15 protein-coding genes are annotated in these 13,196 nt (G+C 63.6%); 10 read left to right on the forward strand and 5 right to left on the reverse strand.

Translation table 11 applies throughout. The annotated features are described in order from the left end of the window. Positions 1-5: 5 nt before the first annotated feature. Positions 6-566: a hypothetical protein gene (locus tag ACGFI1_RS31260; RefSeq protein WP_392790559.1), complete on the reverse strand. Its 561-nt coding sequence runs from the start codon at positions 564-566 to the stop codon at positions 6-8. A gap of 477 nt (positions 567-1,043) precedes the next feature. On the opposite strand from ACGFI1_RS31260, the gene ACGFI1_RS31265 reads away from it, so the two are divergent. Next, on the forward strand, positions 1,044-1,544 hold the full coding sequence (locus ACGFI1_RS31265; protein ID WP_392790562.1) for a pyridoxamine 5'-phosphate oxidase family protein: 501 nt from the start codon (positions 1,044-1,046) through the stop codon (positions 1,542-1,544). 499 nt (positions 1,545-2,043) lie between these two features. Beyond that, positions 2,044-2,718 (forward strand): hypothetical protein, encoded by a 675-nt coding sequence (locus ACGFI1_RS31270; protein ID WP_392790564.1) that lies wholly within the window; start codon positions 2,044-2,046, stop codon positions 2,716-2,718. Between the two features lie 267 nt (positions 2,719-2,985). Here ACGFI1_RS31270 and ACGFI1_RS31275 read toward each other — a convergent pair whose 3' ends face one another. Beyond that, positions 2,986-3,282: a hypothetical protein gene (locus ACGFI1_RS31275; RefSeq protein ID WP_386874383.1), complete on the reverse strand. Its 297-nt coding sequence runs from the start codon at positions 3,280-3,282 to the stop codon at positions 2,986-2,988. Positions 3,283-3,636: 354 nt separating this feature from the next. Here ACGFI1_RS31275 and ACGFI1_RS31280 point away from each other — a divergent pair, with 354 nt between their 5' ends. Continuing rightward, positions 3,637-4,032 (forward strand): hypothetical protein, encoded by a 396-nt coding sequence (locus ACGFI1_RS31280; protein ID WP_392790567.1) that lies wholly within the window; start codon positions 3,637-3,639, stop codon positions 4,030-4,032. 541 nt (positions 4,033-4,573) lie between these two features. Here the strand turns inward: ACGFI1_RS31280 and ACGFI1_RS31285 are convergent. Continuing rightward, the gene (locus tag ACGFI1_RS31285) at positions 4,574-5,179 is read right to left on the reverse strand and encodes a hypothetical protein (RefSeq protein ID WP_392790569.1); all 606 of its coding nucleotides are present in this window, start codon (positions 5,177-5,179) and stop codon (positions 4,574-4,576) included. Between the two features lie 412 nt (positions 5,180-5,591). Beyond that, on the reverse strand, positions 5,592-6,014 hold the full coding sequence (locus ACGFI1_RS31290) for a DUF4259 domain-containing protein (protein WP_392790572.1): 423 nt from the start codon (positions 6,012-6,014) through the stop codon (positions 5,592-5,594). Positions 6,015-6,482: 468 nt separating this feature from the next. Between ACGFI1_RS31290 and ACGFI1_RS31295 the strand changes: the two genes are divergently transcribed. Then, positions 6,483-6,842, forward strand: a complete 360-nt coding sequence (locus ACGFI1_RS31295; protein ID WP_392790575.1) for a tyrosine-type recombinase/integrase — start codon at positions 6,483-6,485, stop codon at positions 6,840-6,842. Positions 6,843-7,531: 689 nt separating this feature from the next. Here the strand turns inward: ACGFI1_RS31295 and ACGFI1_RS31300 are convergent. Next, the gene (locus tag ACGFI1_RS31300) at positions 7,532-7,954 is read right to left on the reverse strand and encodes a DUF4259 domain-containing protein (RefSeq protein WP_392790578.1); all 423 of its coding nucleotides are present in this window, start codon (positions 7,952-7,954) and stop codon (positions 7,532-7,534) included. A gap of 305 nt (positions 7,955-8,259) precedes the next feature. Here ACGFI1_RS31300 and ACGFI1_RS31305 point away from each other — a divergent pair, with 305 nt between their 5' ends. From ACGFI1_RS31305 to ACGFI1_RS31330, 6 genes are all read left to right on the forward strand, one after another. Then, positions 8,260-8,451, forward strand: a complete 192-nt coding sequence (locus ACGFI1_RS31305) for a hypothetical protein (RefSeq protein ID WP_392790581.1) — start codon at positions 8,260-8,262, stop codon at positions 8,449-8,451. A gap of 131 nt (positions 8,452-8,582) precedes the next feature. Beyond that, positions 8,583-10,259 (forward strand): Eco57I restriction-modification methylase domain-containing protein, encoded by a 1,677-nt coding sequence (locus ACGFI1_RS31310; RefSeq protein WP_392790585.1) that lies wholly within the window; start codon positions 8,583-8,585, stop codon positions 10,257-10,259. 9 nt (positions 10,260-10,268) lie between these two features. After that, positions 10,269-11,000, forward strand: a complete 732-nt coding sequence (locus tag ACGFI1_RS31315; protein ID WP_392790587.1) for a PaeR7I family type II restriction endonuclease — start codon at positions 10,269-10,271, stop codon at positions 10,998-11,000. 66 nt (positions 11,001-11,066) lie between these two features. Continuing rightward, the gene (locus tag ACGFI1_RS31320; RefSeq protein ID WP_392790590.1) at positions 11,067-11,714 is read left to right on the forward strand and encodes a hypothetical protein; all 648 of its coding nucleotides are present in this window, start codon (positions 11,067-11,069) and stop codon (positions 11,712-11,714) included. Positions 11,715-11,889: 175 nt separating this feature from the next. Beyond that, a complete protein-coding gene (locus ACGFI1_RS31325; protein ID WP_392790593.1) occupies positions 11,890-12,441 on the forward strand; it encodes a GNAT family N-acetyltransferase in 552 nt (183 codons plus the stop codon). 234 nt (positions 12,442-12,675) lie between these two features. Further along, the coding region (locus ACGFI1_RS31330) for a helix-turn-helix domain-containing protein (RefSeq protein WP_392790609.1) at positions 12,676-13,196 on the forward strand (521 nt) is incomplete at its 3' end.

Here is a 13,196-nt window from a genome sequence, read left to right on the forward strand (position 1 = left end):
AGGGGTCAACCGAAGTCCCATGCGTCCCTGTAGAACCAGACCCAGCCCGTCGTGAGCGCGGCGACGGAAATGATGACGATGGGAAAGTAAGGGAAGTCCAGGAAGCTGAGAACGCCCGGCGACACAGGAGAGACCTCTTGTACGCGTTCCTGCGCGGGCCCGAAAGCCAACCCGTATGCGGCCGCCGGTATCAGCACGACCGCCAAGACCATCGGAAGCTGGAACCAGCGGGCCCGGAACGCACCCGACAGGCACACGACGGCGGCGGCGTAAAGGGCGATGCCGACCGTGCCGAGGAGCTCGACGCCGAAAATCCATGCTTTCGAGACGGCGGTGTCCTCCTTGGACTCCTTGGCCTCCTCGTAGGAGACACCTCCGCCCATGGCGGGCCCTCCTCCGTAGGAGGTCACGCACTCGGTCCCCGGGATCTGGACTTCCTCCCCGCACCTCGGTTCACCCGCGTCCACCGCCTCATCGGCCGTGTAGGCGTTCTGCAGGCTGAACACGGCGGCGACCACGCCCAGCAGGAGGAGACAGGTCCCCACGCTCATCGAGATGGGTCGCATCAGTCTCCTCGGGGGTCGGCACACGGAACCGGCGAGCGAGGCGTGCCCCGAACACGTCGCTCAGGACACACTTCCCTTCATCATCAGGCCGCCACAGCCGGCACCTCAAGACCAAGCCCGGTGCTTCCAGCTCCACGGTCGCGAGGTTCCCCAGACGCCGCCTGCTCATACTCATCGCGAGCACCCAGCCATGCGCCCGCCGGCACGCACCTTCGCGAACGACCGCACAACAGGTAGCCGACGTCCTGCCTCAGGCGAGCCCATCATCTGGTGTTCCTTCATGGTGCTCCAGGGCACCGAGCCAGAGACCCTGCACGGCATCACCCGACCAGCTCGGTCAGCGGGTGACCATGAGCAGCGCCACAAATCCGAAACACGAACCGCAGCAGATGTCGAGAACGCGACACCGGCTCCGTCCCCGGTGCACGAGCAGCCGTATGGACTGGCCGCAGACGAAGCCCTGAAGGAGGAGCAACCATGCGACCGAACGAGATCACCGAGATTCTGAACCGGCCGATCAGCCGGGAACTGCTGGCCCGCGACCTGACCCGGCTGGCCTACGTCGCCAAGGACGGCACACCGCGAGCCATCCCGATCGCGTTCGCATGGAACGGCTCGGAGATCGTCATGTGCACGTCGAAGAACGCTCCGAAACTCGGGGCCCTGAGCGAGAACCCGATGGTCGCGCTGACGATCGACACCGAGGTCCACCCGCCCAAGATCCTGCTCATCCGGGGCCGCACCGAACTGGACTACGTCGACGGCATCCCGGACGAGTACCTCCAGGCGAACACCACCTACGAGATGACACCCGAGCAGCGCGTCGAGTGGGAGGCGGAGGTGCGCTCGCTCTACAGCGACGGCATGGTCCGAATCGTCGTGACCCCGACCTGGGCCAAGCTGATCGACTTCGAAACGACCCTGCCGAGCGCAGTCGAGGAACTGGTCCAGCAACGAGCACAACGCCAACACACCTGACCCCACACGGTCCCGCAGACGCGGGCGCGAAAAAGCCCGCGAAGGAACAAGGAGGGCAGGCAGCCGCTGAGGAGTCACTGACACTGGGCCTTTTTCGTTCACCGGCCACTGTGCCCGCTACGCGTCCGATCCTTCGGGCTTGCACTGCTTCATGCTCTTCGCTCTGGAAGGGCGGGTGGCGTCTTTCAGGCTCCAGCGGTGCGGGCCACGCCGCCGCCATCACCACAGAGGTCGCGCGCTTTCAACACTCCATGCGTCTTGATGACACAACCGCGTTGTCGATCAGGTACGGCACCTCGTTTCGGTGGAATATTGGGAAACGTCCCCTTCTGCGACCCTCGCTGGGACAAGAACTAACCGTGACCTGCCTGTGGCTTTTTCTCTCTCCGACGCGGGGACGGTGCAGGAGCATCGCTGCGTTCGGAGCCTGCGCCTTGGCGGCGCGCGGCACGGTAGCCGGGAGAGGAACATGGGTCGGACACGCAAACGCTGGGTGGTCATGTCGGCAGCGCTCGCCGGAGCATTCGCCACCTTGGCCATGCCTCCTGCGGTCGCCGCAGGTCGAGCCGCCCCAACGCCTTCAGGCGACGTCGCCGCCGTGAGAGCACCCAGTGGGCCCACTCCACGACCGCCCCAACTCCCGCGCAACTTCCAGGGGACCGGCAAATGGATCGTCCGGGATCTGGGCATAACGGTGCCGTTCACCTGGACCGGAAGAGACGGCGAAAGCCAGATGCTTGCAGGAGGTCCACAATACCCGATCTGGTTCACGAACCTCATCTATCGGAACTCGCTCTACACGCTGACCTATAAATGGCCTGGCCTTAATGACCACGAGTGCTCGCGAATCCCAGGGTTCAACCTGAACACTCTGAACCAGAAGCTCAGGACGGCGCGGTTCGTCGGGCGAGAGATCTTGCAGTCCAATCCGCAACGCCATGTGAACCACTGGAGAGTCGGCGTCGTCGTGCCCCAACTACCTCCGGGGAAGTTTCTTCGATTTCCCATCGCGCTCGGCGATATCTACGTCGATCAACGGGATCCAACGACCTTCTGGCAGGTTCTTCAGTTCGGCGTCCAAAACCTTTACGACCCCGAACTGGACGAGTGGCTCAAGATGAACACGTTCAAGCACACCCCGGGCAGAGTCAGACTCCCCGACCAGTGCCGCTGAGACCACAACTGAACTAGACGAGCTCCACACACGGTCGCGACAAATCGCGAGTCGGGTTCACCGGGCCAGTGCCGTCCCACTCCTGCTCACGCGCAACCCACCTGACCGTCCCGGAGAGTGCACCCGCACGAACGGCGGGACGGTGTGACAGACAGCTTCGCGCGAGCACGTCTCCACCTCACGGGAAGCGGGGACTGCGCAGCCCCCCGATTGGGGCAGGTTCACCCCATAGACCCGAGAGCTGAAAGCCGCTGCCTGGACCTTTGCTCAGGCCGGCCCGACAGGACCGCCCTCAACCAACTCAACCTCGTTTCTCGGGATCCGCGCTGTCACGATGAAGATGTCCTCGGGGTCGTGAAAGAAGTCGCTCACGACCTCAAGCCCCTCTCTTTCCTCGGGCGAAGCGCGGACGGCCGTGAAGAAGACGAAGTCGTCGGTCAACTCACTGTAGGCATCAGCCCAGACCACGAGCATTGAGCCGCTCTTCAGAGTTACGTCCCAGCGGCTGTGCTGGCGGAAGGCGAACTCCATGCCGAAAACCTTATCGGCCCGCGTCGACTCCATGCCGCCTCCCTGCCAGTCCCTGCCGGCTGATAGCTCCACACTCCGCTGTTAGGCGCCATAGGCGGCGCCGTTGAAGACGTATTGGAGGCTCTCATCCTGCCCCGCCCGCGGCGGGCGGGCGGCGCTGGGTTACCGCCACAGTCCGAGGGCGACCAGGTCATCGCCGAGGGCCTTGGTGCCCTTGGGCGAGGAGCACAACCACCACGACGATGTGCAGGGCTGCGGAGCCAGAGCATCGCACCGCACAGGTACAGCCCGGCGGAGGCATTGATCAGCTGCCACTGCTCGTCGGCATACTGGCCTGAGCCCTACGAGTGTTGAGGCTCATGGGTTCAGGCTCGAAAGGGGCTTACCGTGTTCTTGTCGCTGCCCACCGGCGCATGGGTGCTGATCGCGGTGGGCGCCACTCTCGTCAATCTCGGCGCCATGCAGTGGATCATCCAGATACCGAAGTACCGCAGGAAGCAGTTCTGGCTCCCGGTCATCGGCATCATCGCGGTCGGCGGGCGAGGTCTCGCCCAGAGCCACACACTGGCCGAGACTCTGTACCTGTACGTGGCAGTCGTGATCATGTTCCCGGTGATGCTCGCCCCGGTTCGACGTCAGATCACCCGCGATTACTACCGATGGGTCGAAGACCCGACCACGAAAGTCAGCGGGGGTGTGATGACCTGGATCGCCACCTCCATGATCGTCATGTTGCTGGCGATCGGTGCCGTCTGGGCGGTGGGCATCAGCACCTCGACCTGAACCGAGGTCCCGCACCACCCCGGCCAGGGGCTGAATTCCCGCGCACAAGCAGCGCGCGCACCCAGCATAAGGTGTCGCGTTGTGGCAGCCGAAGTCACATGCTCCGCGAACACGAGTCATTCGGTCACGGGTCATGCTTGACACTTGTTCGAGGCGCCCGGGCGACCCGGCACGGCGGGACCGGACGGAACAGGCGGCCCGCCCCGGCGCACCGAGGTGGGCGGCTGCGGAGCGGGCACCCTGAAGACGTAAAGAAAGTTGTCATCCGGGACGGGATGTCTCAGAGGGGCACGGCTGACCTGGTGTACCGCGTACCGCGAGTGACCGTGACTGCCCTTTGATCACCGTGGCTAATCGCTCGCCGTGGACCGCCTGAACTGCGGCGGCCTTAGGGTCCCGTCGCTGGCGTGACCACCAGACACCCATGCCTGAGCTTCCCGTCTTTAGTCCCACCCGTCAGGGAGGCGGGCCAGGGCCATTAGGCGGAGCTCCCCACAGCAAGGGCCAGGAGCATGCACACTTGCTGTCCGTTTGTGACGGGTCAGGATGCTGTCGCGAGCAAGACGAGCACCACCGCCAGGGGCACGGCGCACAAGACACCGATGACTGCGAACACGATCCGTTGCTGATGCCGTTCCGACGACGACAACAGGCCCGGATACGTCTGGTCGAATTCTTTGGCGCTCCCGAAGTGGTGGGGCCCACTGCACGGCACGGCGAGCATCTTGACCAGCCGGTCCACGTCCTGGCGCTTGTAGTAGGTGACCCTCACTCTGAGGAGCAGCGTGTCATGCGCATCGAGCAGGAACAGGCTTTGGTCGGGCAACCCCCTGTGCGTGTCGAGGGGTTCGATGGTTGCGCGCACAGCTTTCGTGATGCGCGAGCGTGGCCGGCGCCGACGGATGAACGGCCCCCGCACGACGACCTCGTCGGAGGTCAGGGCGATACGGGCGGTGAGGAAGGTCCATGCGCCCAGGATGATCAACACGGCAACGATGGGCCCCATGATCAAGGCGGGCACCGTGGGGGCGTCGCTGATCAGGATCACGGCGACCTCGACCACGGCGCCCAACCCCGCGGCGGTCGCCACCATCAGCGCTGACCGGGAGCCTGGGCGCAATTCCAGGGTCCCGTGAACGTCAGGCATGCCACTTCACCTTCCGCCAGCCCGGCGACAGAACGCCATATCGATGGCACCCCTGAACACGCGGAGCGGTTTGGTAATCCCCTTGATGAGTGATACTAGGCGCTCGCGCCATTAGGACACTTCGCAAGCGCCAGCCGACGCTGGAGGCGGCCAAGGCTGTCCCCCCTGCCTGCGTCATGTTGTGTGCGAGGGTCCTTCCCCACGGTCCAGTCGCCTGCGAGTGGCAGGCCGACCGGCCGGGGCGGGACCGACCCGGAGAGGCCGCACGCCCGGTCCGGACCGACGATCACCAGCACCACCACTGACCTGCCCTGCGTGCTCTCATCCCCGCTGGCGACCGCTCGTGCCCGTGGGCGTCCCCTCCAACGGGCACGTAACGGGCACGCCCCCTGCCATCAGCTCAGACCTTGGATCAGAACAGACCGTCCTGTTTGGGCTCCCCAACGTTGCGAAGTGTTCTGAGAACAGGAGCCAGTTGCCTCCACACCTGGTCGTATCCACCCGCTTCGTACCACTGCTCGTACAGATCGCTACCGGGTGAATGGGCTCGCTCCACCGCGACCACAGCATCCGCAGCGAGCTCCGCCAGAAGGCCGGTCGGCAACGACGTCACCCACGGCTCATCCTCGGTGCCCGGCATCATGCCCGCGAGCAGTGAGGCCGCAACCACCGCCTCCGTGCCCTCGGCGAACCCAATGTGCTCCTGAGTCCTCGACACTCGCAGAATGGCCGTCTTCAAACGTTCAGCGCGCACCACGGCATCACACAGCTCAAGGTCACCAAAGAAGTCCATCGCGCTGTCCTCGTCAAATGGCCCCTTGCCCCAGGTCCCCATGCGCCACATATTTACCTCAAGACACCCGCAAGCCGCTTCCGCCTGGAGCTTCCCGTCCCTAAGGAGTCCAACGGCGTCGACCACAGCCACGCCCTGGTGCTCGTCGCGAACGGGTGTAGGGGCTCCGGCATCTAATCGACAGGGCGGTGGCGAGCCCTTACGGCGAGCGGTCGAGACGGGCCCGGCGGGCGTGGCGGGGTGCGAGGCCCGGCGCGGCCGTCCGGTGACCGGCGCCCACGCCGCACGCTCCGGGCGGCCAGGCGCGGGGCCGCGCGGCGGCCTGAGCGCCGCCGCCCCTTGACTCCGGGACGGTCCGGGTGGACGAAACCGTCTATGAGCTGGGACCGCTGGTGAAGGGAACGCCCAAGCTGGAGGCCAGCCGGCGCACGGTCGTCCTTCCCAACCTGATCACTCCCGAGCTGCCGCAAGCACCTGGACGAGTACGCCCAGCCCGGCCCCAAGGGATTTGTGTTCGTCGGCGTCCGGGGTGGGCAGCTCCGGCGGAGCAACTTCTCCGAGGTCTGGGCTCGGGCGCTGGAGAAGGCAGAGCTGGAGGTCGGTGCGATCCACGTCCATGACCTTCGCCACACGGGCAACACCTACGCGGCCGTGTCGGGGGCGTCGCTGGCTGAGCTGATGAACCGCATGGGGCACTCGTCCACGCGGGCCGCACAGGTCTACCTTCACGCGCGGCAGGATCGTGACCGGGAGATCGCCTCGTCGCTCGGCAGATGGCCGCGCGGGAACTCAAGAAGAGCAAGAAGAATAAGGACAAGAAGCGGCGCAAGCCCAAGGGATCGGGCACGTAGCGGGCACGGTGGGTGGTGAACGAAAGAGGCCCAGAGTCAGTGATGAGTCACTGGCCTGGGCCTTCACCTTGGGAGCGGGTGACGGGAATCGAACCCGCGCTGTCAGCTTGGGAATCAAACCGATCCGGGCCGTCATGGCGATTGACCTGGCCTCCGTTCATACCGCAAGTGACCGTGACTGCCCCTTGATCACCCCCGCTAATTGCACGCTAATTGCACGCCACCGTAGGCGCTGACCTGCGGGCCCTCAACCTGATCGGGGCGGCGACAGCACCCGAGGCATCCGAGGGCAAGCGGACCCGGAGCGCAGGGCCAGCCACGGCCCGAGCACCGGAAGCCGCGCGGCAGCGATCGCCCCCGACCACGCAACCACGCTGTGGTGATCGTGGGGCTGAGTTGCAGACCGATTCATTACGAGTCTCACGAGCAAGATCCACACCCGTCCAGCCCCGTCCGCTGACCTGCTGGGCACCCTCCCGAGTGCCCTTGGGTTCCATCCTCGTCCAGACCTGGTGTTAGCACCCGCGTTAGCAGGATCACGCGATCCGACCTCGATGCGAACCACCGGCCCCCTAGTCCGTCACGCCCCGCCCAGCTCGTGACGTGTACCGCCGTAAGATCACGTAAGTCTCTGTGTGCTGCTGTTGCTGTACTTCGCTGCTGTACAGCGGTTGACGCCCAGACCGAGGGCCTCCGGGATCACTCCAGTCAGAACAGTCGGCGCTGGCTCGGCTCGTTGACGGCACGAAGCGTCCGCAGGGCCGGCGCCAGAACTTTCCAGACCTGGTTGTAGCTACCCAGCTCGCTCCGGTTGGCGTGCAGGTCACTACCCGGCGAGTGCGCTCGCTCGATCGCCACTACCGCGTCGGCCGCCAGCTCTTCCAGCAGGGTGCCGGGCAGCGTCTCCGTCCAGGGCTCGCTCTCTGGCCATGGCACCATGCCCGCCAGCAGCGCAGCGGCCACCACCGCATGTGTTCCCTCAACGAAGCCGATCCGGCCCGGCGCCCTCGACACACATAGGATCGCCGCCTTCATGCGCTCGGCGCGCAGCTCGGGGACACAGAGTTCCAGCTCATCAAAGAAATCCATGGCGGTGTCCTCATCAAACGGCCCCGTCCCCCACGTGCTCATCGACGCATCATCGCAGCGCTCTGCGACAGAGTTCGCAACGTCCGTGAGCCTGACCTCTTACGAATCCCAACGGCCTGGGACTGGCAGCGGATTTACAGTCCCACCGTCAAATCGTCCTGACCTGCAGATTCGTCGCCGCATCTTCAAACTTGGGCCCGTATTCGGCACGGCGTTCAGACGCGGCTATGTGGGGTTGACCGGGCACCTGAGTGTTCCTGTCCCGCATGACCGTCCTGAGTCACCTTGTCGTGACGGCTCACTTGCCTTCTCTCGATCAAGCTGAGACGGGGACGTACGTTCGCGGCATGACGCACCCACCTGAGCAGTGGGAGTACATAGGGCTGGAGTTCTCTCGCAAGTCGTTGCTTGGCAGCGACATACATCTCAACGAGTACGGCGCTGGCGGCTGGGAGGTCGCCAGCATGGTGCGAGAGACGACCGACCAGTCAGGCGAGGAATTCTTCCTCGTCTTGATGAAGCGGCGCCGTATCGACTGATCCACAGCAAGATCACTCCATCGGGGGTCCGCGGCGCCCCCTCGGTCGACGCTCTATCGGCTACGCCAAGAGATATCCACAAGGTGACGGTGTGACCTCGGGCTTCGTGTGCTGGGGGTATCGTCTGGCCAGTGGTCACTCAAGCGCTGTTCGACGTCGATGAGCCTCCGCTGCCGGTGGCGCTGCAGGAGGCAGTGCGGCATGGCGAGGTCTTCACTCGCCGCTGGGTCGTCGAACTGATCCTCGACCTTGTGGGCTACACGGCTGACCGTGATCTGGCTGGGCTCAGGCTGGTCGAGCCGGCATGCGGGCAGGGCGCGTTCCTGGGGCCGATCGTTGAGCGGCTGAGCAAGTCGTGCCGGGCTCACGGGCGCTCACTGTCGGACGCGGCTCGGTCGATTCGGGCCCTGGATCTACTGGACGAGAACATGAAGCGGTCACTCACGCTCGTCCGTGATCGGCTCACAGCGGACGGCTGGGAACACGGCGAGGTTGATGCCGTCGTGCGAGGCTGGGTGCGCCAGGGCGACTACCTTCTTACGGCTCACGATGCCGGTGACGCTGACTTCGTCGTCGGCAATCCCCCCTATATCCGGCTTGAGGATGTACCGGACGAGCGCATGATGGCCTACCGGTCCGCCTGTCCAACAATGGGCGGCCGTGCCGATGTCTACGTAGGGTTCTATGAGGTCGGTCTTCGCAGCTTGAAGCCAGGCGGCAAGCTCGGCTTCATCTGCGCTGATCGCTGGATGCGCAATCAGTATGGTCGGCGCCTCCGGCAGATGGTGACACAGCGCTACAGTATGGACTTGGTCCTTGTGATGCATGACGTGGACGCGTTCCACGACCAGGTCTCCGCCTACCCTGCTATCACGATCATTCGCAACGGCGCACAGGGTCCCGCGATCGCTGCTGATACCACGCGGGAGTTCGGACAGTCTGAGGCTCGGACCTTTCTTAGATGGACGGCTGACCCTACGCAGGAGGCTGTCACCTCTACCGGGTTCAAGGCTTCGCGCCTACCGCACTGGTTCCCTGGCGAGGACTCCTGGCCGGCCGCGTCCCCCGCGCGCTTGGCCGTGCTGGAAGAGTTGAGCGACAGGTTCCGGCTCCTGGAGGACGAGACCACGGGAACGCGTGTCGGCATCGGCATTGCGACAGGGGCGGACAAAGTTTTCATCACTGACCAACCCGACCTTGTGGAGCAAGACCGCCTGCTTCCGCTCGCCATGGTCCGTGATACGACATCCGGACGTCTGGACTGGGGCGGTATGTACCTGGTCAATCCGTGGGATGCGGCGGGGGGGCTCGTCGACCTGGCTGCCTACCCTCGGCTGCGCGCCTACTTCGCACAGCATGGGACGGTGCTGCGAAAGCGTCACATTGCCGTGAAGCAGCCGGGCCGCTGGTACAGGACGATCGACAAGGTTGACCCTCGTCTGAACATCCGTCCTAAGCTTCTGCTTCCGGACATGAAACAGGTCATACACCCTGTGCTGGATGAGGGCGGGCTGTACCCTCATCACAACCTGTACTTCATCGTTTCCGATGTCTGGGACTTGCGGGTACTTGGCGGCTTGCTTCTATCCAATGTCGCCGAGGCGTTCGTGGCGGCGTACGCGGTCAAGATGCGAGGGGGGACTCTTCGGTTCCAAGCCCAGTATCTGCGCAAGATCCGCGTCCCAGACCCTGCGGATATCGACGAAGAGACCAGCACAGCATTGGCGGCTGCGTTCGAACGTCGTGACGTCAAGGCGGCGACACAAGCGGCCCTGCGAGCCTACGGTCTCACAGAACTCCCCGACTAAAGGAACACATTGGCAGTCACTCGACAGGACTTCGAAAACGCGGTTGCCGCTTATTGGGGCGCGAAAAAATCCCAGCGAGAACTATCCAAGATCAAAGATGCTGTCGGCACGGGCACTGCGGGCTCCGTGCGTGGCGGCAAACACTTCGATGACATCGCCGCTCTTCTGGCTAAGTTCTTCCTCGAAACGGGCTATCCGCCCGAGGATATCCGCGTCACCAAGAAACATGGCCTGGAACTCCCCGGCTACTACCGCCCGCAGAAACAATGGGATCTCGTGGTCTCCCACAGGAACACGCTTGTTGCGGCCTTCGAACTCAAGGCGCTCGGTGGTCCCTCGTTCGGCAACAACTACAACAACCGAGTGGAAGAGGCGCTAGGCAGCGCTGTCGACCTTCGACGCGCGGCGCTCGCTGACCTCTTCCCCGGCGAAAAGCCCTGGCTTGGCTACTTCTTCATCATGGAAGATGCACCCGGTTCGCGCACTCCGGTGCGAGTTGCGGAAGGTGCCTCCCCTATTGAAGAGATCTGGCGTGGGCGGTCGTATCAAACAAGGTTTGCACTCTTTTGCGAACGTCTCATGGCAGAAGGTCTGTACGATGCCGTCTGCTACATCACCTCGTCTGAGGCGCAGCCGCAGCCAGTTGAACTGGTCGAGAGTCTCGACTGGAAGCACTTTTCTGCCGCAATAATCGCCCGGATCACCTACCTCAAGGAGCTAGGCCTCCCCATCGGGGCATGAGATACAAGGTCGGTGGCAACGAATCTTGGAGATTTCGGCCAAGTCTGATTAACCTGGAGAGAAGTCGTGAGCGTAGAGCTCTGGGCTCTAATAGTCGCTGGCATATCGACTGCTGTTGCCATCGTAGCTGCGGCTTACGCGGCGAGCCAAGCCCATTCGGCAGCAGATTCCGCATCCTCCGCTGTCCGTTCAGCGGACGCGGCCAACGAGCAAGTCGCTGTATCAAGAGACCAGTTAGCGCTAGCGAAGCAGATACAACGAGAGCAGAATGAGCCCTATGTCGTTGTAGACATACAGCCTGCGTCATGGGCAACGGAAGTGCTGCTGCTCGTGATTGAAAATATCGGCCCCACCGTCGCTCGCAATGTTAAGTTTTCGGTTGACCCGCCGTTTGAGACGAGTTACGAAAGCAGACGTGAGGCGCCTCTTCGGGAAGCAAATATTTTGACGAAGGGTATTCCAACATTGCCGCCGGGTCGGCGGATTGAGATCCTCTTTGATGTAGGGTTCGAGCTATTTAAAACTGACCTACCAAAGGTCTATGAAGTCACAGTAGAGGCAAGTGGTCCATTTGGCCCGGTCGAACCCATGCGATATATTATTGATTTGGAGATACTTCTTGGCTACTCGTTGCTGGGCAGGAAGACGGTTCACCAAGGAGTGAAAGAGCTCGAAAAGCTCCGCAAGGCTTTCGAGGAACGGCGCCGCGCTTAGCGCGCATACCGTTCCGGAGGGCGCGCCCGCGCGAACGGCGAGACGGTGTGACAGAGGGCTTCGCGCGGGCGTGTCCGCCGGCCCGCGGGGGGCTGGGGGCCGCGAGGCCCCCGCTTCGCGCTCGCTCAGCCAGTAAAGGTTCTAGAACTGTACGCCATACTGCTACTATCCAGACATGATTATTGAAGCCAACGATGAGTCTCGGCGGCAGGCCACTCAAAAGCTTTTCGAAACCTGCTTTTCTGATCTACCTCACAACGCGATCCCAAAACTTAGCGACGATCACCTATATAAGCCGATAATCTTGCAGTACATCGATGATGCTTCTGGTGCACTAGCTGGTGCCGCCATGACGCTTCGTGCCCAGATTGCTGTTGGACATCTGACCGCCGAAAAAATGGGAATGCTCTCCGGCGAGAATCCATACCGCAGTGCACTCAATAAGCACAGCGAACTTGATCTTATGTGCGTCGCACCGGAATATCGGAGATGCGGAATCGGCACTAAATTGATCGAGCAACTCGACCGCCGCTTGCGTAAGAGGGGTGTGCGAGTTTGGTTCGGCTGCGTAACCGAGGACCTAGAAATCGACCAGCTTCGTAAATTCTACTCAAGACACGGCTTCACGGTCCTCGAAAACGGACAGCCCCTTCCTCCCCTGCTTGGCAGGAACTGGATCATGCCGGATGCTGAGCCGCCAGCGTTCTATTTTTACAAGCGGCTCTAGAGGACTTGTCTAGGCCAAGGCCTCCGTTACTCGGTGCCGGTCGGCCGGGGCGGGGTCGGCCCGGAGAGGCCGCATGCCCGCCCCGGACCGACCGGCGGCGGCCGCGGAGCGGGCGCCCTTGAAGACGTAAAGAAAGTTCTCATCCGGCCCCGTGCGCCGGTCTGTCGGGTCTCAGGACCTGCGTGACACATCGTGCTCAGGACGTGCGTGACACTTCGCCGAGTGCTGGTGGAGTTGAGCGTGGTGGAGCAGCGGTATCAGGCTGTGCTGCAGGTGCTGTCCGGGGCGAGTGTCACCGAGGTGGCGGGTCGGTTCGGGGTATCGCGTCAGGCGGTGCATCGCTGGCTGGGCCGGTATCGCGATGAGGGCCTGGCCGGGTTGTCGGATCGCTCGTCGCGTCCGGTCTCCTCGCCGTCGCGGACGCCTGCCGAGGTGGAGGCGCTGATCTGTGAGCTGCGGCGTAATCATCCCTCGTGGGGGGCTCGCCGTCTGGTGTGGGAGTTGTCCCGGCGGGGCTGCCCGGAGCCGGTGCCCTCGCGGGCCACGGTGCATCGGGTGCTGGTGCGGCACGGCCTGGTCCAGGTCGTCCCGCGGGGTCGGCGGCGTGAGGACTACACGCGCTGGCAGCGCTCGGAACCGATGCAGCTGTGGCAGATGGATATCGTCGGCGGGATCATGCTGGCCGATGGCACCGAGTGCAAGGTCGTCACCGGGGTGGACGACCATTCGCGGTACTGCGTGATCGCCGCGGTGGT

The organism is Actinomadura geliboluensis (assembly GCF_043197915.1).
Lineage (GTDB): Bacteria > Actinomycetota > Actinomycetes > Streptosporangiales > Streptosporangiaceae > Spirillospora > Spirillospora geliboluensis.